This window comes from Chryseobacterium daecheongense (assembly GCA_027920525.1).
Classification (GTDB): Bacteria; Bacteroidota; Bacteroidia; order Flavobacteriales; family Weeksellaceae; genus Chryseobacterium; species Chryseobacterium proteolyticum.
Genome location: CP115858.1, coordinates 3775300 through 3801260, shown reverse-complemented (window position 1 = coordinate 3801260; position 25961 = coordinate 3775300). Strand labels below are relative to the sequence as shown.

Genomic DNA, 25961 nt, shown 5'->3' with positions numbered 1-25961 from the left:
TGAATTTTTGTTAATGTAAATTTATGAATTTATCCTTTAAAACTCATCTAAAAATAATTTCAGTCCCATTTAGGTTCTTATTGGTATCAGGACTCTTATATTCTTGTGCTACCTATAACGTAAAAAAGGGAAAAAACTTACAGGAAATTAAAAATTCTGCTATAAATTCTGAAAACGACTTTAAAATTTTCCTGGTTGGGGATGCGGGCAACGCAGATGAGCCACAGGCGAAGCAAACGCTGGATATTCTTAAGGGTAAACTGGACTCAGCCGACAAAAATTCGATGCTGATCTTTTTGGGTGATAACATCTATCCTTCAGGAATGCCTAAAAAGAAAGATAAAGAGTATCCTCTGGCCAAAGAAAAAATGGAAAATCAGCTTTCCATTACAAAAAATTTCAAGGGAAGAACCCTCGTCATTCCCGGAAATCATGATTGGTATCATGGTTTAGACGGATTAAAAGCACAGGAAGATTTTGTGAAGGATTATCTGAATGATAAAAAGGCTTTTTTACCTAAAAATGCTTGTCCTATTGATGATATAAGCCTGACCAGTGATATCAAGTTAATCGTTATCGATAGTGAGTGGGTTATAGCCAACTGGGACAAATATCCGGGAATGAATAAAAACTGCAATATCAAAACCCGGGACGATCTTTTTTATGAATTCCAGGATCTGATTACTAAAAATCAGGGAAAAAGGATTATTGTCGCTTTACACCACCCTGTTATCAGCAGTGGAACTCATGCGGGATATAATTCTGCTAGGTCTCACCTTTTTCCATTTAAAGGAAATATTCCGGCTCCCGGAATTGCAACAATTATTAATATTCTCAGAAATACCTCCGGTGCCAGCATGGAGGATATCAACAACCAGCATTATGCCGACCTTGCCAACAGGTTAAAGAGTATCGTCCAGGATAAAGAAAATGTAATCTTTGTTTCGGGACATGACCATAACCTTCAATACCACACCGACAGGAATATCAAACAGATCATCAGCGGCGGAGGTTCCAAAGTAGATCCTGCAACCATCGCTGAACAGACCGATTTTTCCTATGGAGGAAGTGGTTTTGCTGTTTTAAACATCCGCAAAGATCAAAGCTGCGATGTTGAGTACTTTTCCACTAAAAATAGCAAGGTTAAAACATTGGCCCATATCGACGTAATATCCAAACCTGAAACCTTTGTCAACAACTACCCTAATTCCTTTCCGGCTACCATCACCTCAACGGTGTATCCGGCAAACTTAACGGAAAAAAGGAAGTTCTACAGATGGTTATGGGGTGACCATTACAGAAAATATTATGGAATTCCTATTGAAGCTAAAACTGCCAATATTTCAGAATTAGACGGTGGATATATCCCTTTCAGGGAAGGAGGTGGAAACCAGTCCAACAGCTTGAGACTAAAAGCTAAAGATGGTCAGGAATTCGTCATGAGAGGCATTAAAAAAAGTGCCGTACGTTTTCTGAATAACATGGCCTTTAAAAAAAGTACCTTCGGAGAGGAACTGTATGACACTTTTCCGGACAAATTCCTGCTTGACTTCTATACAACCAGTCATCCGTTCACTCCATTTATTGTTGGAAATCTGGCGGAAAAAGTAAATATTACGCACAGTAATCCAAGATTATTCTATATTCCAAAACAACAGGCCCTTGGAGATTACAATGAACATTACGGTGACGAAATGTACATGATCGAAGAACGCTTTTCTTCAGATCCTAAAACGCTTGAATCCCTGGACAATGCAAGAGATATTCTTTCAACCGACGATGTCCTGAAAAACCTATCCAAAAATTATAAATATTCTATCGACAAAGAATCGTACATCAGAGCCAGAATTTTTGATATGCTTTTAGGAGATTGGGACAGACATTCTGATCAATGGAAATGGGCAGAATATAAAGACGGTGATAAGATCATCTATAAGCCGATTCCAAGAGACCGTGACCAGGCTTTCAGCAAGTATGACGGTGCTGCATTTAAACTGATCATGAACGTTCCGGCTATCCGCCATATGAAAACGTTCAAGGAAGACATTCAAAGTGTAAAACTCCTGGCTACAGAACCTTATCCTATTGATCTTGTTTTCTTAAAAGGTTCAACACAGGAAGAATGGGTTGCACAGGCAAAATATATTCAGGAACACCTTACTGATGCTGATATCAATGAAGCATTCGATCATTTGCCGAAAGAGGTTAGAGATGAAACCAGTGAGGATATTCAGAGAAAATTAAAATTAAGAAAAGAAAAACTACAGGACTATGCTGTTCAGTATTATGATGTTTTACAGGAAAAAGTTCCGTTAGCAGGAACTGTAAACCAGGATAAATTTGTAATCGTTAAAAATGCAAATTCCGTTGATGTTAAACAGTATAAACTTGACGATAAAGGTGAAAACCCTGAATTGGTATTTGAAAAAACATATTACGACAATAAAACCAAAGAGCTTTGGATCTACGGTCTTGAAGATGATGATGTTTACGATGTGTCAGGAAACGGCAAACCTAAAATGAATATCAGATTGGTGGGAGGAGATAATCACGATGTGTATAATGTTGCCAACGGAAAAAAGATCAGCATCTATGATTTTAAATCCCAAAAGAATACCTATAACGCAGGTTCAGCGGCCAAACATATTTCTGATGATTATGATGTTAACACCTATAATTACAAGCATCCGAAGTATAACTTCTTTGCCGGCTATCCCAATGCAGATTACAATCCGGATGATGGATTGATTATCGGTGTTTTAGCCAATTATACAGTAAATAACTTCGTTCGTGATCCATTTACACAGAAACATAGTTTAAAAGCCAATTTTTACACCAATACGGCAGGTTTCAGCCTTGCTTACAAAGGTATCTTTAAGAAAGCAATTTCAGGATGGGATTTCAATCTTGATGCAGCCTATACCACTCCCCGTTTTTCCGAAAACTTCTTTGGATTATCCAATGAAAGTGAATATGACCGTGAGGATACTAAAGCAAAGTACAACAGGGCCAGGATCTCAAAATTTAATTTTGCACCTTCCATTTCAAAGAAGAGCTGGCTTAATTTAAGCCATCAGTTTCAGCTTACCTTTGAAGACAATAAGGTACAGAGAAAGGGTGACCGCTTTGTGGATCAATCTCCTGATGTAAATCCTGGTGTTTTCAAAAGTCAGCAATTCGGAGGAGCCAATTATACCTTTAGTTTCAAAAACCTTGATAATAATGCTTTTCCTACCTTAGGTCTGGAATTTGTCGCGAGCGTGAACTGGAAAACCAATCTCTCGGACTTCGACAGAAACTTTTTATTTGTAAACGGATCATTAAATATTCACCACAGAATTGATAAAAAAGCAAATTTTGTTTTTTCGAATTCCAATAATGTAATGTGGATCAACAACAATAATTTTGAGTTTTATCAGGCGGCAAGTATCGGAGGTAATAATGGCTTAAGGGCATTCAGAAATGACCGGTTTTCCGGAAAATCGTACTTCACTAACAACTCCGAGATCCGTTGGGACTTTGGAAGGATCAAAAATAATATTATTCCGGCTAATCTGGGTATATTGGTTGGATATGATCTGGGACGGGTTTGGAATGATAACGAGAATTCCAGAAAATGGCATCAGGCTGCAGGAGTTGGTTTATGGTTAAGCCTTGTCGAAATGTTTTCCGCAAGATTAAACTATTTCTATGGATCTGACGGGGGAAGAATTTCTGCAGGCGTAGGAATGAATTTCTAAAACGGCACTATCCATTTTTATTGTTAAAAATTTTACATTTTTCAAAACAAAAGAGAGCTTTAGAATACCTTATTAAAATAATAAAAGTCGCACAGAAATTTCTGCGCGACTTTTTTATATTATATATTTGAAAGATCAATTTAAAAGGAAGTGCTGATTCACACGTCCGCTTAACTGAAAATTATCTCTAAGGTTTTAATGTAAAAAGATAAACATTACCTCCATCCTTCTTATCCTTTTCATCAGCAATTAAAAGATTTTTATCATCCACAAAAGTAACCGCTTCTTTCTGCGAATTATGGTGTAATGAAATTTTTTGAACTTTAATTTTCGAAAAGTCATCAGGAGTAAAGCCTGTAACGATACGCACATTTTTATGATTCAGCAATACGATCTGATCCCCTTTACTATTGATTGACGCTGCTGTGATCGCTGCATCGGCATACTTTCCATCCAGCTTGAATTTACCCATTAGCTTTGCTTCAAAATCACCTGCTTTATTGGGTACACGGAAAATCAGAAAACTCCCGTCAAAACCTTTGCTTCTGTTTTTAGTAAAAAGATAAAAATTTCCGTTCATCTCAACAAAAGCTTCACAATCATATAAAAGGTTTGACTTTTTAGGCGGAAACTCTGTTTGTCCTTCATAATGAAAGCTGGTTTTCTGGGTAACTTTTGTTGTTGTCTGAGAGGCATCTTTTAAATCAATTTTCAAAATAGAAAGATTGCGTCTGTCATTATCATTGTTCCCAAAATCACCAATATAGATATTTCCGTCACGGTCGCTGGTAATTTCTTCCCAATCATTATTTTCAGCATTCTCCACCAGCACATCCGAAACAAATGCTCCCTTTCTGTCCAGTCCGTACACCCGGTTTTTATTTCCCTGGTCTTCTATAGCCCATATTGTCTTTTTATCCGGAGACAAGGTAATACCGGAAACTTCTTTTAATTTTTTAGGTAATGAAAACTCTACTTTTAAAGTATCTTCTTTAGTTTGTTCTGAATTTTTAGGATTACATCCCATTAATAAAAGAGAGGTTACCATACAAAAGATATACATTTTCATTAATTTTTATTTAATATTTTAACTTCATCCCAAAGCAAATCCATCTCTTCCAGGGACATTTCTCCTAAATTCAGATTTCTTTCCGACGCCATCTCTTCCATCTTCTGAAATCTTGAGATAAATTTTAAATTAGTTTTCTCCAGGGCAGAATCAGGATTAATTCCGGTGATCCGTGCGTAATTAATCAGGGAGAAAAATACATCTCCCAGTTCCTGCTCTTTTTTCTCAAGATCCGTTTCAGCATGAAATTCTTCAAGTTCCTCATCTACTTTCTTCCATGCATCCTCCGCATCATGAAATTCAAATCCAATTCCTTTCACTTTATCCTGAACCCGGTAAGCTTTTACCATACTTGGAAGACTTTTGGGTACCCCTCCTAAAATGGATTTATTCCCTTCTTTCAGTTTTAGTTTTTCCCAATTCTGCTTTACTTCTTCTTCATCTTTCACCTCTGTATCTCCATAAATGTGAGGATGACGGAAAATAAGCTTTTCATTAAGGGAATTGATGACATCTGCAATATCAAAACTTTCTTTTTCAGAACCTATTTTAGCATAGAAAACCAAGTGAAGCAATACATCTCCCAATTCTTTTTTGATCTCCTGCAGGTCTTCCTGTAAGATCGCATCAGAGAGTTCATAGGTTTCTTCAAGTGTAAGATGACGCAGAGATTGTAAGGTCTGCTTCTGATCCCACGGGCACTTTTCACGAAGGTCGTCCATAATGTCCAATAATCTTCCGAAAGCGTCTAATTTTTCTTGTCTGGTATTCATAGGTCAATTGGGAATTCAATCTTATACAAATGTAAGGGTTATTTTAACTTGGGTACAAAACTTCGTGGGGAAAGTTAGATGTTAGATGTTAGATGTTAGATGTTAGATGTTAGATGCAAAATTAAGGAGAAGCCTTTGAATAGATTTTTCTGGCTTTAAAAATTTTATCCGGTACTTTTTTTATTAAAAAAGCCTTGTTAAGAAATTCTCAACAAGGCTTTATTTTAAATCAGGGCAAAGGGATTATCCCATTTTTCTGTGTGTACTTTTAGTAGCAGCTTTTGCTCCCGTTGAAGCTTTTGCTTTTGGAGTAGCAGGTTTTTCTGCTTTTGGAGCTGCTTTTTTAGGAGCTGCTTTCTCAGTAACAGCAACTTCATCCTGTGCCGGGTCTAAAGTTTCAGGCTCAGCTTTAACAAAGCTTTCAGGTGTAATATATCCTGCCTTGTGAAGGATATTATACCACTGTGCTAATTTTTTGATGTCAGAAGCATATACTCTCTCCGTATCATAATTAGGAAGAGAAGCTGCCATAAATTCTTTCAACTCAGCGTCAGAAGATTTATGAGAAATTGTTTCTTTGTAATCCTGGTTTTTAGCAATATTTTCAAAAACCTCAAACAAAGGAACCTCCTTATCAAATGTAAACATAGCAATGTTATCCAACAAGCTCACCTGGCTTGAGTTTCCTATACTTACTTTCTTCTTTGTAGATACATCTTCAATAATAAATCCGTTTCTTAATTGAGAAACTAATTTAAAAAGTCCTGGCTTTCCAGAGATTGAAATTATTTTTTCTAACAACATAATTTTATTTTTTTAATTTTTAGTAATCAGTAGAAACCTTTTACTGTCTATTATTTTTTGTTTATAATTAAATACACCTGTTACTTCGGAAATCTCATTTTGTAGTTGATGCTTACATCCCCCTGAGATATTTTTGTTAATTTACCTTTTACCAGCTTTTTCTTTAAAGCACTAAGGTGATCGGTAAATAATGTCCCTTCAATATGATCATATTCATGTTGAATTACGCGGGCTCTAATATCGGAAAAAGTTTCTGTATGCTTCACAAAATTTTCGTCATAATATTCGATCAGGATTGTGCTCTTTCTTTTTACATCTTCTCTCACATCCGGAATCGAAAGGCAGCCTTCGTTAAACTTCCACTCTTCCCCGGATTCTTCCAGAATTTTAGCGTTGATGAAAACTTTTTTGAAGCTTTTCAATTCTTCTTTGATATCTTCATAATCCTCATCATCAGCCAAAGGAGTTACATCTATTACGAATAAACGAATATCTAGGCCAATCTGCGGAGCTGCAAGGCCAATTCCGTTCGCACTATTCATAGTTTCGAACATATTATCAATCAGTTCTTGTAAATCGGGATAATTTTTGTCTATATCTTTGCCTACTTTTCTTAAAATAGGATCCCCAAAGGCTCTTATTGGTAGAATCATCTTGTTCTTTGTTCTAAAAAATTCTGCAATATGATGGTTGCACTTATTTTATCTATTAAACCCTTTTCCTCTCTCTTTTTTTTACTTTTCCCACTCTGGGAAATAAAAAATGATGCCATTTTGGAAGTAAACCTTTCATCAAAACGGTAAACGGAAATAGTTGGAAATTCTTTTTTAAATTCATCAATGAATTGTAAAATATCTGTTTCCACCTCGGATACGTTTCCTTTTAAATCTATCGGAAGTCCTATTACTACATCATCTACCTTATTTTCGCTGAAATATTTTTTCAGAAAAGACAGTATATGTTTTGTTTCTACAGTATCAAGGCTGCTCGCTATAATCTGCATGTCATCCGTTGTTGCAATGCCACAACGGGCCTTTCCATAGTCTATTGCAAGGATTTGTCCCATAGGTTTGCAAATTTAGTAAATTTTAATGATTTTATTCACAACGTAGTTTTTTTTATAAATCATGTTTCATTCCATATTTTTTTTTATAATTTTAATCTTCCAAAAAACGAAATTATGAAGAAACTCATTCTTGTGAGACATGCAAAGAGCGACTGGCCGGAAGAAACTGAAGATTTTGACAGACCTTTGGCAGACAAGGGTTTGGAGGACGCAATGAACATGTCCAGATTCTTAAAAAACAATAGTATTTCTATAGATTATTTAGTGTCGAGCCCAGCGGTTCGTGCATTGAATACCTGTAAGATTTTCAATCAGACATACCAGTTGAATTACATGACTGATGAAAAGCTATACAACCCTTCTGAAAGGAATTTTGAATCTGTAATTTACAACCTGGATGACCATCATAATTCGGTAGCATTTTTTTCACACAACAACGGAATTTCCAATTTTGCCAACTCTATATCAGAGGATATTTTTCATTTTCCTACCTGCGGAGTTGCCGGTTTTGAAATAGACTGTGATTCATGGTCGGAATTTGATGGAGCAACGAAAAAGCTTTTATTTTTTTACGAACCTGGAAAAATCTAAAATTATTTTAAAAATTTATTGTTTTATTCTTTTTACAATCTCCTTTCTTATGCATAATGCATGAGAAAATTTTTATAAAGATCATATCTCCAGTTCCGCTTTTATACATAACAGTTTCTAATATATGGGCAAATATCATGTTGCCCTTTTTGTCATTGTATTCAGAATAAAATATTTTTGCTTTATTAATATTTATTCTAAATAAAAGTAATAATGCAAAAACAATTCTATTTCTTACTGTTGATCCTGTTGCTTACAGGGAACACAATTTACGCACAGGTTTCGGCCAGTTCAATTATTACCAATCTGAATACACCCAACCCCATGATCATTGAAGACAATGAAATGTATATCGGCATTTATGCTTTGGATAAAGTGGTAAAGATAAACCTCGATAATCCCGGCGCCGCGCCAGTGGATGTGGTTACAGGAGTAAACAGACCTTATGGTCTGGCATTAAAAGATAAATATCTATATATCTCTGAATTTGGAGGAAATAAAATTTCAAGGGTCAATCTCAGTATTTCCAATCCGGCGCCTGAAGTTATCCTGACGAATGTAAACAGTCCTCTAGGGCTTGAATTCGTTGGAAATGACCTGTATATGGCTCTTGAGGGAGATAATAAGATTGCCAAAATAGATGTAAGCCAACCGATCCCACAATTAGTGGATATTACATCCGCAGCATCTCCATTTGAATTGGAAATAATCGGAGATGAAATTTTCTACACTGAACGGTTTGAAGGAAGAGTTTCAAAATTTAAACTCAATAGTTCTACTTCTCCAATAACAATAGCTCAGGGATTAAGTTATCCTTCCGGTTTAACCTCTCATGGAAATCAATTATATATTTCTGAAGCAGGAGCTTCTAAAATATCCCAATTAAATTTCACCCTGGCTAATCCAATAGTTTCCGATGGTATTGTCTCCAGTGAATTCAGCTACCCATCAGGATTAGCCGTAAAAAATAACACGATTTTTATTACGGATTTCTTCGGAGGCTCATTATTAAAAGCAGATCTGGGTGCTTTGTCTGTTTCTGAACAACAGTACAAAAATAAAACACAGATTTATCCCAATCCTGCTAAGGATTTCATAACAGTTATGAACCCTCCATCAAAAGAATATAAAATATATGACATGGTAGGGAAACTTATATTGTCCGGAAAACTCGAAAGAAATAATATCGATATAAGTCAACTGATAAAGGGAGCCTATATCATTCAGACCGGAGATCTGATTAAAAAATTCATTAAAGAATAGCTTATATTAATAATCCGGGCTCTAACAAATATTAGAGCCCGGATTATTATTGTATTTATATTAGAGAATTTTTTTTAAATCCAGATCATCAAAATCAAAACTGAAGTCCGTCACATCGGAAATAGCTTTTAGCCTTGCGGATTCAGCCTTCCCGCTTTCATCATAATTAAAGATAATATACGCATCTGCATCATAACTTCTATCATCCCATTTGATAATGAAAGAATTGTTGGAATAAGGAAGCAATTCTCCCTTTAATCTCGGAGAATTTTCACATGTGATTCTGTAAGCATTTCCCTGCTGGGTAATTTCTACATCCCCAAACCAGATATCATTATATTTTCCAACAAACTGTTCTGCTTTTGGCTGTAGGTTTTTATTCTTTTTAAATGTTTCGGATTTTTCAAAAGCTTCCTTCTTTTGTTTATCGTATTCAGCATTCATTTTAGCCATTCTGTCCCCGTATGTTTTGAGCCAGTTCCGGTCTGCAATTCCCAGATAAGAATCCTTTAAAGTATTGGTCACGGTATTAAAAGCTGCTCCGGACTGCTGATTGGTTAAAACGACAATCCCTAATTTCATATCCGGAATCAATGTAAACTGGGTTACGGTGCCGATCAGCCCTCCTGTATGCTGAATTTGTTTATGTCCTTTAACATCACTCAGGAACCATCCCATTCCATATCCGTAAAAGCTTGTATCATAAGGATTTTTAGGAGCTACTCCGCTAGGTATCTGCAGACTCCATAACTGTTGTACCTGTTTGTCAGAAACCAGTTTTTTTCCTTCTTTCGTTGTGAAATTATTTAATAAGAACTGGGCCCAGGTGGTCATATCTTTGATATTACTCATAATCCCTCCGGCTGCATTTCCTGTTTCATTCCAGTCGTGGGGAACAGCAATTGCTTTTCCATCTACCGGAGCATGGGCATCAATTTTATTGGTTACCCCTTTTGCCCTGTTATAGCTTCCAAAACTGGAGTTCATACCGACAGGTTTCATAATTCTTTGCTCAATAAAATCTGCCCAGCTTAAGCCGGAAATCCTGTGAATAACCTCCCCTGCAACAATGAACATGATATTATTATAATCTAACGTTGTTCTGAAAGGATTTTCAGGTTTCAGATATCTTACATTATGGACGATATCATTTACCGTAAGACTTCCTCCTTCCGGAAAAAACATCAGATCTCCCTGTCCTAATCCCAATCCTGCCCTGTGAGTTACCAGATCCTTGATGGTTACATTTTGAGAAACGTACGGATCATACATCTGGAATTCAGGAAGGTATTTTGAAACCTTATCATCCCATTTCAGTTTTCCTTCGTCTGCCAGAATTGCCAGTGCCGTACAGGTAAATCCCTTAGAATTTGAAGCAATTCCTACAAGGGTATTTTCGTCCATGGGTTGTTTTGAAGCCAAAGAACGAACACCGAATCCTTTCGAATAGATCAATTGTCCATCTTTAATCACTCCAACGGACATTCCCGGAACATCAAAGGTTTTTAAGGTATTTTGAATGAGCTCATCCAGTTTTTTTTCTTCAACCTGTGCATTCATCAAGCCGACTGTCAAAAGAAATATGAAAAAAGAAATTTTCTGTTTCATTATTTTTTAAATTTTCTCAAAGTTAATCAATTCGACATTTATTAAGTAAATTTGAACTTTATTTTAAACACGAAGAATATCCCTGAAAGAAAATGTAAGATAATGACTAAAATCCTTCTTCTTTCCGACTCTCATTCCTATATTGATGACAGGATCCTGGAATATGCCAAAGACGCTGATGAAATCTGGCACTGTGGTGATTTCGGTAGTCTTGAAGTGATCGAACAACTTGAGAAAATCGGTCCACTAAAAGGCGTTTACGGAAACATTGATAATGCAAAAATCCGGTCCGAATTTCCGGAGGTAAACAGGTTTTTCTGTGAGAATCTGGAAGTTCTTATGATCCATATCGGAGGTTATCCCGGAAAATATACCGCAATAGCTAAAAAAGAAATTGGAGAAAAAGCTCCTAAGCTATTTATTTCAGGACATTCTCATATTCTGAAAGCGATGTTTGATGCAAAAAATAATTTACTTCACCTTAATCCCGGGGCATGCGGAAAACAGGGGTGGCACAAAGTGAGAACAATGATGCGTTTTGTGGTCGATGGTGAAGAAGTAAAAGATCTGGAAATTATTGAATTAGGTCCAAAATAGAAATACATATGAAGATTGGAGATCAGGTTTCTGTGGTAGATGAAGATTTAAGCGGGGTTGTAACTTCCGTAAAAGGAAATATTGTTGTTCTTAAAGATGGATATGGTTTTACCCATCAGTATCCAAAGGAAAAGCTGGTTCCGAAAAATGCTTCCATATATGATAATATAAAAGTAGTAAAAAAGGCTGAACCCAAAAAAATCACTTCAAAGAAACATCAGAAAAATCATATGGTTCTCGACCTGCATTTTCATAATCTCGTTAAAAACCCAAATGATTATGACGGATTCGAGAGACTTTTCCTCCAAAAGGAAAAATTAATCGATACATTGATCTTCTGCCGGAAAAATCATCTTAAACGGTTGGAAATTGTTCATGGCATTGGAGACGGTGTTCTGCAAAGGATGGTTTTAGATGTTTTAGAAAGCCAGACCGATCTGGATTTTTACAATAAGGAAATACTTCATCATCAATCAGGTGCGGTAATGGTAGAATTTCACTAAATTTGCAGCAATAGAAATATGAACGTACTTAATTTACTTTTTACAAAAGACGGATTAATCTACCAAATTGCGAGGAATAAAAGCATTTTGGAAGAGAAATCTTATTTCGTTAATGAAGAGTCTCCTAAAAATTTTATCGCTGAGAAACTGGATGAAGTTTTAATAAAGCAAAGGTTCGATGAGATTTCTGTCATTTCAGCCTTGAACCATTTTACCCTTATGCCTGAAGGATTTTCAGAACATGAGGCGGGGTATGAACTTATTGCATTCAATGCTCCTGTGGATAAGGACAATGAAGAGCTGATGCTGTCCCTTAATAAAAAGTTCAGGATTCAGTTCTATTATACTTTTCCTAAAAACTTTTATAAAAAGATAAAGGAGCTGGCCGTTCCCGTTCACTTTAATTTTTCAGGAGAAAAATTCCTGAATTCAATCAGCCATAAAAACAATAAAGAAATCCACATTAACCTTTATCATAACCAATGTGAATTTTTTGCCCTTGATAATAAAAAACTGATCTTATACAATAATCTGGATGTCAATTCTGAGGTTGATTTTCTTTATTTTGTAATGTTCACATTAAGTAAAATAGGATTTGGGATCAATGAAACCAACTTCTATGCTTATGGTGAAACCACTGAAAATGAAACATTCATTTCTGAATTACAAAAATTCGTAAAGAACCTGAAAATTGTATATGATAACGTTCCTAATAAGAATTTTATACTTAATTAGGTCACAGGTTGCAGACGCCAGGTCTTACCTGACATTGCATCCATTACCAACAATCTAATATCTAAACAACATGTACAGAATAATTTCAGGCCGATGGAAAGCCAAAAAAATTGCCGCCCCAAAAAACTTTGATGTAAGGCCAACTACTGACTTTGCAAAGGAAGCTCTGTTCAGTATTCTGGAAAATAAATATGATATGCAATCGATCTCTGTTCTTGATCTTTTTGCAGGAATAGGCTCTATTTCATTAGAATTTGCCTCCAGAGGCTGTCAGGATGTAACTTCTGTAGAGATGAACCCCAAACATACAAGCTTCATTAATTCTACGGCATCCGAACTGGACATGTCGTTACAGGTTAATGTGCAAAGAGGGGACGTGGTGGACTGGCTCAAGAAATTCAGAAATAAAAAATCTTTTGAAATTGTTTTTGCCGATGCTCCTTTTGAAACTGAAGAGAAGAAATACTATGAAATCATCTCTTTGGTATTAAACAATAAATACCTAAAAGAAAACGGAGTTCTTATTATAGAGCATCAGAGTCGCTTAAAATTTGAACACCCGAATCTTATAGATACCAGAAAATATGGAAACGTAAGTTTCAGCTTTTTTGAACCAACTCAATCAGATACAGAAAACCAGGAACTCTAATTCCTGGTTATTTTTTTGGAATTGGCAATGGCTTCGTCTCCCCATCTTGTAATTTCATTCAAAACAGGAAGAAGCGTCTTTCCAAAATCCGTTAAGGCATACTCCACTACTAACGGCGGTTTTTCCGTATAAACCTTTCTGCTGATAATACCGTCTTCCTCCAATTGTTTTAATTGAAGGCTTAATGTTCTTTCCGTAATGGTAGGAATATCTTTCCTGATCTCATTATATCTTTTTGCCCCCTCAATAAGATGGTATAAAATCACTGCTTTCCATTTCCCACCAATAAACTTCATGGTGATACTTGTACAACACGGGTACGTTTTATTATCTATTGTATACATTTTACTACTATCCTTTTTGACCGTTCTTGCAAATTTATTAAACTTAAATTAGTTTTGCAACTATAAAAAATATAGTACAAAATTATGAATTTTTTAAACAAAATGAAAACCAGGTATACTGTGAAAAAGTATAATCCACAAGGTAAAGTAAGCGAAGAACAAATTCTTGAATTAAAGGAAATCCTCAACCTGAGCCCTTCTTCTATCAACAGCCAGCCATGGAATTTTATTTTTGTAAATAATCAGAAAATAAAAGAACAATTGGCTGAAGCTTCTTATTTTAATAAGGAGAAAGTATTGGACAGCAGTCAACTCATTGTCTTCCAGGTTCTGAAAAACGTTGAAGATTTTGAAAAGCAAATTCAGGAAAACTTACCTGAAGGATCGATTAATTACTATAAAACGATGGTAAAACCTAAAGGTGACATTGCAATACGGGCCTGGTTAGCCCATCAGGTATATCTCTCTCTTGGTGTATTGCTTGCTGCATGCGCCGAAATGGGAATAGATTCCACTCCTATGGAAGGAATTGAAACGGACAAGTACGATAATATCCTGAAGAATGATCTTTATGAAACTCTATTTGCTGTCACTATCGGAGAAAGATCCGGAACGGACACTAATCAACCGACAATCACCTCTAAGAAAAGACTGAAATCAGAAAAAATAATAGTAGAACTATAACTTTTTAAATGTTGATTAAAATAAAAGCTGCTACATTCCTTGTAACAGCTTTTTTATATTATAATACTTTCAATTCCAGGTCAATACTTTTACCAAAGAACTTTTTGGATATCTTTTCGAAATTCTTCGTCAGATCCGAAAGATAAAAGTGATAATTTGGCTTGGCATTAAGATCGTTTAAAAGATTGTATTTATCCAGAATAATTTTCAAATGGCTTGCCACGATATTCGGGGAATCGATAACACGAACACGGTTTCCGTAATATTGTTTGATCTCATCAATTAATAAAGGATAATGAGTGCATCCTAATATCAATGTTTCAATATTTTTTAGCTTGTTATTGCTTAAATAATTGTAAATGATCGCATGTGTAATCGGATGGTTTTTAAATCCTTCCTCAATGGCAGGAACCAGCAACGGAGTTGCCAGCTCATCCACTTTGATCCATTTATTATGCTTTCTTATACTTTTTTTATACAGCCCTGAATTCACAGTTGCTTTTGTAGCAATCACTCCAACATTGGTGTGGATCTCATAAGATACCTTCTCTGCAACCGGATTAATAACATCAATAACAGGAACTCTTCCGGCAACTGTCTGCATCACTTCATTAAGAGCATTTGCTGTTGCTGTATTACAGGCGATAACAATTGCTTTACAATTCTGCTCCAATAAAAAATTTGTGATTTTGGTAGAATATTCTATAATAGCTTCACGAGACTTTTCTCCGTAAGGAAGGTGCTTGGTATCACCAAAGTAAATAAGATCTTCATGAGGAAGAAGCCTTTTAATTTCTTTAGCAACGGTTAAACCTCCTACACCACTATCAAAAATTCCGATAGGTTGTTTAGCCGAAAGATGCGAATAATCTTGTTTCTTAGTTTTCAAAAGAGTTGAAATTTTATACAAAAATAATGAATTTCACCAGTATTACATCAAACTTTTACAATCAAATCAGGAACAGATCTGAAGCAATTCCATCCGCCATAAACCAGTGCTTTTCCGGTATTTTCAAATGATTATTTTCAATAACAAGTATGCCGTCAGCTATCTTTTCTTTAATCTCCTGATGAAATTTCTCAACTATTTCAGGAGAAAACTTATTCTTCAGTTTATCCAGGTCCACTCCCCATATCGTCCGTAATCCGATCATGATCATCTCATTAAACTGGTCTTCCTGCGATAGAATTTCAGTTTCTTTAGCCAAAGAATTTGAATTCAGCTTCTTTATATAAAGCTGATTATTTGCGACATTCCAACTTCTCACGTCAGCTCCGTTATATGAATGGGCTGAGGGTCCTAGTCCCAAATATTCTTTGTACTTCCAATAGGACGAGTTGTGCCTTGAATAAAATCCTGGTTTAGCAAAATTAGATACCTCATAATGATCAAAACCATTGTCTTTTAAAAAGTCTGACAAATAGTAGAACTCTCTATTTTGCTTTTCTTCTTTTGGTGTAGCCACTTTCCCTTTCAAAATCCAGTCATTCAATACCGTCTTAGGCTCTACGGTCAGTGCATAAGAAGAGATATGAGGAACATCCAGGGCAATTGTTTTATTCAGATTTTCTTTCCAGATTTCCAAATTAGAAGTGGGAGATCCATAGATCAGATCAATACTCAGATTTTCAAAACCGAAATCCTGTGCTCTCTTAATAGAATCCTCTGCCTGTGAAGCATTATGAGCACGGTTCATCAACCTAAGGTCATCATCAAAAAAGCTTTGCGTTCCGATTGACAATCGGTTAACCGGTGATTTCGAGAGATCTTTCAGGAAGGTCTTATCCAGATCATCCGGATTGGCTTCCAAAGTAATTTCTATATCCTTTTCAAAACTATAATACTTCAATACCTCATCAACAATTGAATTGATCTCATCTCCTGATAGGATTGAAGGTGTTCCGCCACCAAAGTACAACGACTGTAGTGTTTTATTATGTAATTCATCTTTCCTTAAAAAAAGTTCTTTCTTAATAGCAGAAAGCACCTCATCTTTAGACTGTAAAGATGTTGAAAAATGAAAATTACAATAACTACACTTTTGTTTACAAAAAGGAATGTGAATATAAATCATAAAAAAAGCTCTGAAAAATTCAGAGCTCAAATTTATTTAAATTAAATTGATTAATATCTATATCCTCTATGATTAATAAAGTTATCGAAGTTATAACCCAATCCGATCATAAAGCTGTTTCCTCCATAAGTCTGAATATCAGACAAACCTAAATTATAAGTTGCTCCGATCATAAACTTATTGAATCTTACTTTTACTAGTGGTGAAATACTTAATTGCTGGTTATCAAATCTGTTCTGAACTGATCTGTAACTTACCCCAAAAGAGAATGAATTGATATCATTAAAGAATGTGGCCATCAAGTTATAATCAATTGTTCTTGTAGAATTCGTATTCAAATTGATTAATGCAGATGGTGTAACGTACATATTATCTGCGAAATGCCAGTCATATCCTAAGTTTAAGAAGAACTTGATAGGAGAAGGCTCACGACCATTCACAATAGATTCGTCATTCGTCAAAGCAATATCATTAACCGATACTCCGGCAAAGATATTTCTAAAAGTCGCGGCTAAACCAAAGTTGGCATATGCCATGAAAATATTACTCTCCGTACCCTGCAATAAAGGATCATACCCATCTTCAGTATTGATTTTAGTATAATCAAAATTCATATTGTAAAAACTAACACTGGTACCGAATGAGAACTGATCTTTTCTCTCTCCTTCACTACTAAGCGGAATAAAATATGAAGCACCCGCTGTAATACCTCCTGCTGAAATAGGACCATTACTATCTCTAAAAACAGATATCCCTGCACCAACTCTATCAAAAATGTTAGCATTGATCCCTACTGACTGCACATTAGGAGACTCATTAAATTTTGAAAATTGCTGTTGATAATTGAGGTTGAGCTGAACATAATCTGTTTTACCGTATTGTGCCGGGTTGAACAGGAACTCACCATCCAAAAGATATTGTTGATAATATGGTAGTGTTTCTTGTGCTTTGTATGCATTTGACAAAAGAGCCAAACACACTATAGCATATAGTTTTCTCATAACAAATCTTGATTTCAATTCAACAAATATAAAAAAAATCTCAATATATTTTTAGTTTTCCAAATAATTTCTCCATTTTTTTACAGCATCCGCCATATCTTGAGGCATTGGGCTTTCAAAATACAATTCCTGTTTAGTGGTAGGATGTATAAAACCTAAGGTATGGGCATGAAGTGCATGTCTTGGCAGGATTTCGAAAACATTTTTAATAAAATGCTTATATTTAGGTAAATTCACTCCTCTTAAAGGCGTATGACCTTCATATCTTTCATCATTGAAAAGGGTATGGCCAATATGTTTAAAATGAGCCCTGATCTGATGGGTTCTTCCCGTTTCCAGTTTACATTCTACCCAGGTCATATATCTGAATCTTTCCAAAACCTTATAATGCGTAACCGCATGCTTCCCGTGGCTTCCATCCTCGTAAACCGACATCTGCATCCTGTTCTTAGGGTGACGCCCTATATGCCCCCGAATAGTACCTTCATCATCCTGTACATTCCCCCATACAAAAGCCCAATATAATCTTTTCGTCTTTCTGTCAAAAAATTGTTTGGCAAGGAAGCTTAATGCATATTCATTCTTGGCGATAACCAGTAGACCCGAGGTATCTTTATCAATCCTGTGAACAAGGCCTACTCTATCCAGATCAGATTTCTCACCATTTTTGGCAAAATGAAATGCAAGAGCATTTACCAAAGTACCATCCCAGTTTCCAAATCCGGGATGCACAACCATTCCTGGTTCTTTATCTACAACAACAAGATCATCATCCTCATAAACAATATTGATCGGAATATCCTGAGGGATAATTACATTTTCTCTCGGAGGATGGGCCAGTAGAACAGAAATCTGATCTCCCGGCTTTACACGGTAATTCTGTTTTACAGGAGTTCCGTTTACGACAACGTTACCTGCTCTGCATGTTTGTGAAATTTTATTTCTTGAAGAATTCTGCCTGAAAATCAGTAAAAACTTATCTATTCTTAAAGGCTCCTGGTTTTTATCGACAGTAATATTGAAATGCTCATACAGTCCTTTATTTTCCTCATCAATATCAATATTGTTGGAATCCAATAATTCTTCATCAAAAAAATCCTCGTTATCTTCTGTCATGATTTTTATTTTTTACACAAAAGGCTTCAACATGATAAGTTGAAGCCTGTATTTTTAATAATAAATGGTAACTACTCTACTACAACTTTCTTAGCCTTTGGCTTTTGAGCTGGTTGTTGTGTACCATTTGTTGCTGTTTTGTTATTTCCAGCATTATTATTTCCCGCAGGAGTATTGGTTGTTGTACTCTTAGGTTTACTTTCGGTTGTTGTTTTCGGCTTCGTATCAGCAGTCGCAGGTTTTGAAACCGGAGTTTTAGAAACTTCCGTTTTAGCAGGTTCAATTTTTTTATGAACCACTGGTGGTACAGGAACTGGTTCGTAAACAGGCTGCTGATGAACAGGAACTTCTTCATATTGTATAGGTGGCAACGAAGTATCTACCTTCATACGGTATACGGAGTTCAGCTCTTCTATTTTAGAGCGCAATTCTGCCGGAGTCTTTTTACTTGCCCAGAGGTCCATCTGCATTCCCTGATCTCTTACATCTCCTGCAGCAGGATCCTGATAATAGATAATATCAGATTCATCTTTACCTCCATCTTCATGTTCTACCAGTCCTACTTCAAACATACTTCTTGTAATTAATGCTCTGGCCTCTTTTACCGTTAAGCCAACTACATTAGGAATAGATATATTTCTCATGGGTCCAGAACCAACTACTACATCTATCGTTGAGAACCTAGGAATCAGCGATCCTGGTTTCATAGGGTTTCCTTTAAATAAAATTCTAAGTACTGCATCTTTCTGGATGCTAGGTTCGAAGATAGTATCTCCCACTTTCAGACCTACCTGATCTATCCTTTGAAAAGCCAGACCTGAATATTTGTTAATAACATCAGGAATTGCAACCGGAGCCCAGCTTCTCGGGTTTACGATCAGATAAATAGCTCTTCCATCCTTTACATGGGAACCAGGAGTAGGAGACATCTTTAAAACCTGGAAAGGTTTGTATTTTGGATCATAAGCAGCACTGTCTACTTCATAGCCCAGACCGGCATCATCTAATATTTTTACCGCCTCATGAACGGATTTGTTTACAACATTGGGAACCGGAATTTCCTGACCATGATTCGTATGGTATTCTAACCAACGAAATGTAAGCCATACCAACCCTATAAAAACACCGATGGCTATTAACAAATTCAGTAAAACTTTCCAGTTGAAAAGTGATTTAAGCATACTTAAAAATACTTTAATTATAATGGCAAATATAGCTAATAATTTTAGAATGTACTTTTTATTTATCACATTTCATATTTGGTTTCAAAATTTCGGATTTTCACCTGTTGCATTACATAAAATGATTAAATTTGCCTTAATTGATACTATTTGGTTATGAGCAAAAAAAGTGTTGCCGTAGTTATGGGCGGATATTCTGATGAATACGTAGTTTCCCTGAAAAGCGGTCAATTAATTTATGATTCGTTGGACAGGAATCTGTATGATGTATATAAAGTAGTTGTTTTAAAGGATAAGTGGTATTTTCTGGATCAGAACGAAAAGGAATATCCGATCAATAAAGGAGACTTCTCTGTAACATTGGAAAATAATGAACAATTGAAGTTTGATGTATGCTTTAATATCATTCACGGAACACCTGGTGAGAACGGCATACTTCAGGCCTACTGGGATGCTATAGGGCAAACTTATACGGGTTGTGATTTTTATCAGAGTGCCTTAACTTTTAATAAAAAGGACACTTTAGCAGTTCTGTCCAAATATGGTATCCCATCAGCAAAAAGTATTTATCTGAGAAAGGGTGAAAATATCAATGTTGATGAAATAGTAGACTATCTTGGTCTTCCCCTATTTGTAAAGCCTAACCAATCCGGTTCATCATTAGGGATTACTAAAGTAAAAGAAAAGTCCGAATTACTTCCGGCGACAGAAGTTGCATTTAAGGAAGATCATGAAATTTTAATAGAAAGCTTCCTGGATGGAATGGAAGTATCTGTAGGGGTAATTGATTTTAAAGGAGAGACAATTGTTTTGGGAATAACAGAAATTGTTCCTACCAATGAATTCTTCGATTATGAAGCCAAGTACGAAGGTGCTTCAGAAGAAATAACCCCTGCAAGAATTGACGAAGAAACAACAAAAAGAGTTGAAGAAATTTCAAAAAAGGCCTATGACTCTTTAGGAATGAGTGGTTTTTCACGCAGTGAATATATATTGATGGACGGCATTCCTTATATGCTCGAAATGAATACAAACCCGGGATTTTCTCCGGCAAGTATTCTTCCACAGCAGGCAAAACATTACGGTATATCCATAATGGATCTTTGTGGAAATGAAGTTGAAAAAGCATTAGCGAAAAAACCAAACTAATTATGAAAATTGCTGTTTTTCCGGGATCATTCGATCCTATTACTCTAGGTCACTATGACATTATAGAAAGAGCTGCTCCCCTTTTTGATAAATTAATTATTGCCATCGGACAGAATTCCCAAAAGAAATACATGTTCCCGCTTGAAAAAAGAATGGAATTCATCCAGAATTCTGTTGCAGAATTTCCCAACGTAGAGGTTGACTATTTTGAAGGCCTTACTGTCGATTATTGTTTTGAAAAAAATGCACAATACATAATCCGCGGATTAAGAAATCCTGCAGACTTTGAATTTGAAAAAGCAATTGCCCATACCAACCGAACTTTGGCCCATAAGAAGCTTGAAACTGTATTTTTATTAACTTCATCAGGAAAATCTTTTATCAGCAGCAGCATTGTAAGGGAAATCATCAACCACAACGGAGAGTATGAACTTCTGGTTCCTGAAGCGGTAAGAGTAGAGAAGACAAAAAAATAAATAACGGTTGATCAGTGATAAATGGTAAAGGATTTGCTTATGGAAGAATCATCAATCTATTATCAGCTATCATTCAAAATATATGCACGAACAGTTCAATTTTGCCATAGAAGTATTGGGGACAATTTCCTTCTCGATGTCGGGAAGCTTTGCTGCTATGCAAAAACGACTTGATCCTTTTGGAGTTCTCATTATAGCTTTCGTAACTTCAGTGGGAGGAGGAACTGTTAGGGATCTGCTTCTGGATATTCCGGTATTCTGGATGCATGATTTGCTGACCTGCGCTGTTATTATTATGACGAGCATATTTACGATGGTCTTTAAATCTTTTGAAAAAAACTTTCAGGTTACCTTATTTATTTTTGATAGCCTGGGACTCGGCTTATTTACCATTATAGGTATCCAGAAAGGTTTAAATGCAGACATCCATCCTTTGATATGCATCGGGCTCGGAACTATTACAGGTTGTTTCGGAGGGATTATCCGGGATATTTTACTCAACAGGATACCTCTGATCTTCAGAAAAGAAATTTATGCTACAGCCTGTATTTTTGGCGGAGCTGCTTTTTTACTAATGACAAAATATTCTAACCTTTCCTACACTTTTATCCAGATTTTTACGATCCTTCTGATAGTGGTGATCCGTACACTGGCGGTAAAATACCACTGGCAGATGCCTAAGTTCTACGGATATGACCACAATTCGGAAATGTAGATCATACAAAACAATATAAAAAGGCAGAAAGTAAACTTTCTGCCTTTATTTTTTATGATAAGGAATCAATTATCTTATTTTCCCTCCTCTTTGTCTCATATTAGGGTTATGCATATGTTTCTGCATTGTCGGCATCTTCAACTGATCTTTCATCATTTTGATCTGATCTGTCATCATTCCTGCACTATCCAATCTTTTAGCTTCTTCCAATAATTTCTGCCCTTCCTGTTTTCTTCCTTTAGAAATGGCAGAAGCAGCAAGATTTAAAGTAGCCATTGCTCTGTCATGTTTCATATTTAAACCGTACTCAAGTGCTTTCCTCATTAAAGGCTCAACTTTGGTAGGATGTTCCTGAGCCAGAGTTAATCCCTGCAGATAATGGAAATAACCATATTGAGATTTATGAAGCTGTGTCTGATAGTTCCTGATATGGTCTAAATAAGTTACAGCTTTTTCCATATTCTGTTTTCTCAATTGCCAGAAAGCCAAAAGGATATATTCATTTTTAAAGAAAAGAAAGATCGGCAAAGCTGAAAGAAGAAAGATTACAATTCCCCAACCTAAATTTCTTGTGAAAATCATCATGGCAAGTCCACCCAATATAAGAAGAGCTGCGATTACAATTTTTATGTATTTATTCATTATTCAATTTTAGAAGTGCAAAGATAAAAAATTTAGAGGTTAGAAGCTAGAACTTAGCCGTCAGAATTCTACTCCTGTTTACTTTTAATCCTCTCAAACGTTTGAAAACAGAAATCATACGGGTTCTTTTCATCCTTTTCATGGCAAATTTCATTTGTTTTTGCCCAGATTTTACCATCTATTTTTGGAAAAAAGGTATCCGCTTCAAGATCTGCTTTTACTAAAGTTACTTCAAGCTTGTCCACAACATCCATCGTCTGTTCATATATGTTTCCTCCGCCTATTATAAAGATCTCCTCATCAATTTTCTTGGCAAATTTTACAGCCTCCTTGATACTGCCCACGATCAGGATTCCTTCTTCAAACCAATCTTTTTTTCTTGAAATAACAATATTGGTACGGTTAGGAAGTGGCTTCCCGATGCTTTCATAGGTTTTTCTTCCCATGATTACCGGATGTCCGGAAGTTATATCTTTAAAATGTTTTAAATCTTTCGGAAGATGCCAGAGTAACTGATTATTAAAACCAATTTCATTTTTCTCCCCCATTGCTACCACAATTGTTGTCATTCAAATAATTTTCCACAAAATTAGCACATAATTTGTATATTTGATTAGCACAAAAAATTAAAAAAAATAAACTATGAAAAATAAAGGCTGTTTGAGCGCCGGAACTATTGGCATTGCTCTCCTTATCATTGTTGCCGTAATCTTCTTCTGGGGAAAAAGCGGATATAATAATTTCGTAACAAAAGAACAGAATGTTGACAGCAAATGGTCTAATGTAGAGACTGTTTATCAGAAAAGAGCCAACCTGATTCCTAACCTCGAAAGAACGGTAAAATCATATTCTAAATTTGAACAGGAAACTTTAACCAAAGTAATAGAAGCCCGTTCGAAAGCAACCTCTATAAATATTGATCCTACCAATATGACAGAAGCTGACCTTGCGAAGTTTCAGGCTGCACAGGGAGAATTATCAGGAGCTTTAAGCAGATTAATGGCTGTGGTAGAATCATATCCTAATTTAAAGGCTGATCAGCAGTACATCAATTTCCAAAGAGAATACACCGCAATTGAAAACAGTATCAGATCTGAAACGGTTTATTTCAATGATGCTGCGAAAGATTATAACACTACGATAAAAACTTTCCCAAATAATATTTTGGCGAATTTTACAAACTTTAAAGAAAAACCTTATTTCAAAGCAGAAGCCGGAGCTAATAAAGCACCAGAAGTTTTCTCTGAATAATGAGCAATTTCCTGACAAATCAACAAATAGCTTCCCTGGTGGAAGCTATTCAGTCTGCGGAAGAGAATTCTACAGGTGAGATCAGAGTGCATATAGATTCCCATACGGAAACCCAGCATGCCCAAACAGCGCTGGAAGTTTTTAAAAAGCTTGGTATGCACAAAACCACGCATAGAAATGCAGTACTTTTCCATGTTAATTTTGAACAAAAATACCTTACCATTATTGGTGATACGGGAATTCATGAAAAAGTACATCAGTATTTCTGGGACCACCTGCATGACTATATAACTTCTGAATTTGCCAAGGGAAATTATTACAAAGCTTTGAAGAGTGCCATTCTTGAGACTGGTATTGAATTAAAAAAATATTTTCCTGTAGAAGGAGAAAATCCCAATGAACTCCCCAATGAAATTACGTTCTCTTAAATCAGTATTTTCATTTCTATTGATCTGCTTTTACACTTTTGTATCAGCACAATATACCATTCCTAAAAAACCAGCTGTTTTATATCCTGTATATGATGAAGCTAACCTGCTTTCACAACAGGAAAAAGATGATCTTAATAATAAGCTGATCAAATTCGCAGATTCGACATCTACAGAAATTGAGGTGATTATTATTCCAAGTACAAAAGGAGAAGATGTCAATTTTCTGGCAACAATGTTTGGTGAAAAATGGGGAATCGGAAAGAAAGGGGTAGATAATGGAATTGTTTTTCTTATAGCAACTCAGGACAGGACGATGTCTATACAGCAGGGAAGAGCAGTAGAACAATATCTTACCGCCTCAGTTTCCGGACAAATACTGGATTATATTGTAACTCCTAACTTCAGGCAAGGATTGTGGTATGAAGGGATAAACCGCGGTACTTCAGCCATTATGGAAGCTGTTCAGGGGAAATTTAAGCCTGTAAATGAACCGGCAACAGGGGAAGGAAATGGAAAGGCATTGAGAGTTCTTATCATTGCTTTCGTCATATTTATTATTCTGGCTATTCTCTTCGGAAACCGAGGAGGTGGTGGCGGAAATAATGATGATGACGATGTAATCCTGAACAGAAGAGGACGCAGAAATTACCCTGGTGGGTTCTTCCCTTTCCCGGGCAGCTTCGGCGGTGGAGGCTTTGGTGGCGGAAGTTCCGGAGGAGGTGGATTTGGCGGCTTCGGAGGAGGTGGAAGTTTTGGCGGAGGAGGTGCATCCGGAGGGTGGTAACATACACATTAACAAAATATAAAATCAGCCATATAATGACTGATTTTTTTTATTTAAAACACTAAAATAAGAACATTTTATTGCTTTATTTTAATAAAAAATTTAAGTTTTTGTATTAATAAATTAACAAAACCTCTTAAAAACTATCGTTTTTCTATTAATTTTTTAATATATTTACTGAAAACAGGATTATGAAAAAGACATTGGTGGTTTTTGCACATCCTTATCTGGAACATTCAAACTCGAATGTAGAGCTTATCAATTTCTATGTTCGCCATCAGCATTTCACGCTTCGTGATCTTTATGAAGATTATCCGGATTTTCACATTGCTGCCTTTAGAGAAAGAAAACGGCTGAAAAATTATGACCGTTTTATTTTTCAGTTTCCCATTATCTGGTTTGGAATGCCTCCTTTGTTAAGATTATGGATTGATGAGGTTTTTGATCGCGACTGGCTTAAAGAAGGGGAATATAATCCCCTTGAAGGCAAAGAAGTATATATTCTGGTAACAACAGGAGGGAAAGAACGGTCTTTTACCAAAACAGGAACATATCAGTACACGATTGACGAGCTGATCAGTGGATTAATTGTTTCTTTAAATGTTTTTAAAGCCAATATCAAAAATATTAAAATCGTTTATGAAGCCAATAAGCTTACGAAAAAAGAAATTATTCTTCATAAAAAAGAGTTTATGGAACTATTGAATCAATGAA

Annotated in this window: 29 protein-coding genes; 15 read left to right on the top strand and 14 right to left on the bottom strand. The window is 35.8% G+C overall.

Annotated elements, in window-relative coordinates; all coding sequences use genetic code 11:
• Positions 1-23: 23 nt before the first annotated feature.
• Positions 24-3740 (top strand): metallophosphoesterase, encoded by a 3717-nt coding sequence (locus tag PFY10_16905; GenBank protein ID WBV55892.1) that lies wholly within the window; start codon positions 24-26, stop codon positions 3738-3740.
• A gap of 187 nt (positions 3741-3927) precedes the next feature.
• Here the strand turns inward: PFY10_16905 and PFY10_16900 are convergent, their stop codons facing one another.
• The 5 genes from PFY10_16900 to ruvX all read right to left on the bottom strand — a co-directional run bounded on the left by PFY10_16900 (position 3928) and on the right by ruvX (position 7452).
• Positions 3928-4809, bottom strand: a complete 882-nt coding sequence (locus PFY10_16900; GenBank protein ID WBV55891.1) for an SdiA-regulated domain-containing protein — start codon at positions 4807-4809, stop codon at positions 3928-3930.
• Entirely contained in the window at positions 4809-5582 is a 774-nt protein-coding gene (mazG, locus tag PFY10_16895; GenBank protein WBV55890.1) for a nucleoside triphosphate pyrophosphohydrolase, read from the bottom strand. Before mazG ends, PFY10_16900 begins: the two co-directional genes overlap by 1 nt.
• Positions 5583-5825: 243 nt before the next feature.
• Positions 5826-6386: a DUF5606 domain-containing protein gene (locus PFY10_16890; GenBank protein WBV55889.1), complete on the bottom strand. Its 561-nt coding sequence runs from the start codon at positions 6384-6386 to the stop codon at positions 5826-5828.
• An 80-nt stretch (positions 6387-6466) separates the two neighbouring features.
• A complete protein-coding gene (gene def, locus PFY10_16885) occupies positions 6467-7039 on the bottom strand; it encodes a peptide deformylase (protein ID WBV55888.1) in 573 nt (190 codons plus the stop codon).
• A complete protein-coding gene (gene ruvX, locus PFY10_16880) occupies positions 7036-7452 on the bottom strand; it encodes a Holliday junction resolvase RuvX (GenBank protein ID WBV55887.1) in 417 nt (138 codons plus the stop codon). Before ruvX ends, def begins: the two co-directional genes overlap by 4 nt.
• A gap of 114 nt (positions 7453-7566) precedes the next feature.
• Here ruvX and PFY10_16875 point away from each other — a divergent pair, with 114 nt between their 5' ends.
• Both PFY10_16875 and PFY10_16870 read left to right on the top strand, forming a co-directional pair.
• Positions 7567-8043, top strand: a complete 477-nt coding sequence (locus PFY10_16875) for a histidine phosphatase family protein (GenBank protein WBV55886.1) — start codon at positions 7567-7569, stop codon at positions 8041-8043.
• A 213-nt stretch (positions 8044-8256) separates the two neighbouring features.
• On the top strand, positions 8257-9306 hold the full coding sequence (locus PFY10_16870; protein ID WBV55885.1) for a T9SS type A sorting domain-containing protein: 1050 nt from the start codon (positions 8257-8259) through the stop codon (positions 9304-9306).
• Between the two features lie 60 nt (positions 9307-9366).
• Here PFY10_16870 and PFY10_16865 read toward each other — a convergent pair whose 3' ends face one another.
• Positions 9367-10914, bottom strand: coding sequence for a serine hydrolase (locus PFY10_16865; protein ID WBV55884.1), 1548 nt, complete (start codon positions 10912-10914; stop codon positions 9367-9369).
• Positions 10915-11016: 102 nt separating this feature from the next.
• On the opposite strand from PFY10_16865, the gene PFY10_16860 reads away from it, so the two are divergent.
• The 4 genes from PFY10_16860 (at position 11017) to rsmD (ending at position 13398) form a co-directional block, all read left to right on the top strand.
• On the top strand, positions 11017-11511 hold the full coding sequence (locus tag PFY10_16860; GenBank protein ID WBV55883.1) for a metallophosphoesterase family protein: 495 nt from the start codon (positions 11017-11019) through the stop codon (positions 11509-11511).
• 8 nt (positions 11512-11519) lie between these two features.
• Positions 11520-12014, top strand: coding sequence for a Smr/MutS family protein (locus tag PFY10_16855; GenBank protein WBV55882.1), 495 nt, complete (start codon positions 11520-11522; stop codon positions 12012-12014).
• An 18-nt stretch (positions 12015-12032) separates the two neighbouring features.
• The gene (locus tag PFY10_16850) at positions 12033-12749 is read left to right on the top strand and encodes a DUF3822 family protein (GenBank protein WBV55881.1); all 717 of its coding nucleotides are present in this window, start codon (positions 12033-12035) and stop codon (positions 12747-12749) included.
• Between the two features lie 70 nt (positions 12750-12819).
• Positions 12820-13398, top strand: a complete 579-nt coding sequence (gene rsmD / locus PFY10_16845) for a 16S rRNA (guanine(966)-N(2))-methyltransferase RsmD (protein ID WBV55880.1) — start codon at positions 12820-12822, stop codon at positions 13396-13398.
• Here the strand turns inward: rsmD and PFY10_16840 are convergent.
• Complete coding sequence (locus PFY10_16840; GenBank protein ID WBV55879.1) at positions 13395-13742, bottom strand: helix-turn-helix domain-containing protein; 348 nt, start codon at positions 13740-13742, stop codon at positions 13395-13397. The genes rsmD and PFY10_16840 overlap by 4 nt on opposite strands.
• 84 nt (positions 13743-13826) lie before the next feature.
• Between PFY10_16840 and PFY10_16835 the strand changes: the two genes are divergently transcribed.
• On the top strand, positions 13827-14426 hold the full coding sequence (locus tag PFY10_16835; GenBank protein WBV55878.1) for a nitroreductase family protein: 600 nt from the start codon (positions 13827-13829) through the stop codon (positions 14424-14426).
• A 58-nt stretch (positions 14427-14484) separates the two neighbouring features.
• On the opposite strand, the gene murI is transcribed toward PFY10_16835, so the two are convergent.
• The 5 genes from murI to PFY10_16810 form a co-directional block, all read right to left on the bottom strand.
• Positions 14485-15315, bottom strand: coding sequence for a glutamate racemase (murI, locus tag PFY10_16830; GenBank protein ID WBV55877.1), 831 nt, complete (start codon positions 15313-15315; stop codon positions 14485-14487).
• A gap of 61 nt (positions 15316-15376) precedes the next feature.
• Entirely contained in the window at positions 15377-16501 is a 1125-nt protein-coding gene (gene hemW / locus PFY10_16825; protein WBV55876.1) for a radical SAM family heme chaperone HemW, read from the bottom strand.
• Between the two features lie 50 nt (positions 16502-16551).
• Positions 16552-17502 (bottom strand): type IX secretion system membrane protein PorP/SprF, encoded by a 951-nt coding sequence (locus tag PFY10_16820; protein WBV55875.1) that lies wholly within the window; start codon positions 17500-17502, stop codon positions 16552-16554.
• A gap of 51 nt (positions 17503-17553) precedes the next feature.
• Entirely contained in the window at positions 17554-18618 is a 1065-nt protein-coding gene (locus PFY10_16815; GenBank protein WBV55874.1) for an RluA family pseudouridine synthase, read from the bottom strand.
• Positions 18619-18689: 71 nt separating this feature from the next.
• A complete protein-coding gene (locus PFY10_16810; GenBank protein WBV55873.1) occupies positions 18690-19799 on the bottom strand; it encodes a PASTA domain-containing protein in 1110 nt (369 codons plus the stop codon).
• 156 nt (positions 19800-19955) lie between these two features.
• On the opposite strand from PFY10_16810, the gene PFY10_16805 reads away from it, so the two are divergent.
• The 3 genes from PFY10_16805 to PFY10_16795 all read left to right on the top strand — a co-directional run bounded on the left by PFY10_16805 (position 19956) and on the right by PFY10_16795 (position 22139).
• On the top strand, positions 19956-20948 hold the full coding sequence (locus PFY10_16805) for a D-alanine--D-alanine ligase (GenBank protein WBV55872.1): 993 nt from the start codon (positions 19956-19958) through the stop codon (positions 20946-20948).
• A gap of 2 nt (positions 20949-20950) precedes the next feature.
• Positions 20951-21424: a pantetheine-phosphate adenylyltransferase gene (coaD, locus tag PFY10_16800; protein WBV55871.1), complete on the top strand. Its 474-nt coding sequence runs from the start codon at positions 20951-20953 to the stop codon at positions 21422-21424.
• Positions 21425-21506: 82 nt separating this feature from the next.
• Positions 21507-22139 (top strand): trimeric intracellular cation channel family protein, encoded by a 633-nt coding sequence (locus tag PFY10_16795; GenBank protein ID WBV55870.1) that lies wholly within the window; start codon positions 21507-21509, stop codon positions 22137-22139.
• A gap of 69 nt (positions 22140-22208) precedes the next feature.
• Here the strand turns inward: PFY10_16795 and PFY10_16790 are convergent, their stop codons facing one another.
• Positions 22209-22781, bottom strand: coding sequence for a tetratricopeptide repeat protein (locus PFY10_16790; GenBank protein WBV55869.1), 573 nt, complete (start codon positions 22779-22781; stop codon positions 22209-22211).
• A gap of 68 nt (positions 22782-22849) precedes the next feature.
• The gene (locus PFY10_16785; GenBank protein WBV55868.1) at positions 22850-23350 is read right to left on the bottom strand and encodes a dihydrofolate reductase; all 501 of its coding nucleotides are present in this window, start codon (positions 23348-23350) and stop codon (positions 22850-22852) included.
• A 73-nt stretch (positions 23351-23423) separates the two neighbouring features.
• Between PFY10_16785 and PFY10_16780 the strand changes: the two genes are divergently transcribed.
• The 4 genes from PFY10_16780 to PFY10_16765 all read left to right on the top strand — a co-directional run bounded on the left by PFY10_16780 (position 23424) and on the right by PFY10_16765 (position 25960).
• Positions 23424-24032 (top strand): LemA family protein, encoded by a 609-nt coding sequence (locus PFY10_16780; protein WBV55867.1) that lies wholly within the window; start codon positions 23424-23426, stop codon positions 24030-24032.
• On the top strand, positions 24029-24460 hold the full coding sequence (locus PFY10_16775) for a TPM domain-containing protein (GenBank protein WBV58957.1): 432 nt from the start codon (positions 24029-24031) through the stop codon (positions 24458-24460). The genes PFY10_16780 and PFY10_16775 overlap by 4 nt, the downstream gene beginning before the upstream one ends.
• Positions 24441-25247 carry a TPM domain-containing protein gene (locus PFY10_16770; GenBank protein WBV55866.1) on the top strand — a complete coding sequence of 269 codons (807 nt, stop codon included), beginning with the start codon at positions 24441-24443 and terminating at the stop codon, positions 25245-25247. Before PFY10_16775 ends, PFY10_16770 begins: the two co-directional genes overlap by 20 nt.
• A 191-nt stretch (positions 25248-25438) precedes the next feature.
• On the top strand, positions 25439-25960 hold the full coding sequence (locus tag PFY10_16765) for an NAD(P)H-dependent oxidoreductase (GenBank protein ID WBV55865.1): 522 nt from the start codon (positions 25439-25441) through the stop codon (positions 25958-25960).
• Position 25961 lies beyond the last annotated feature (1 nt).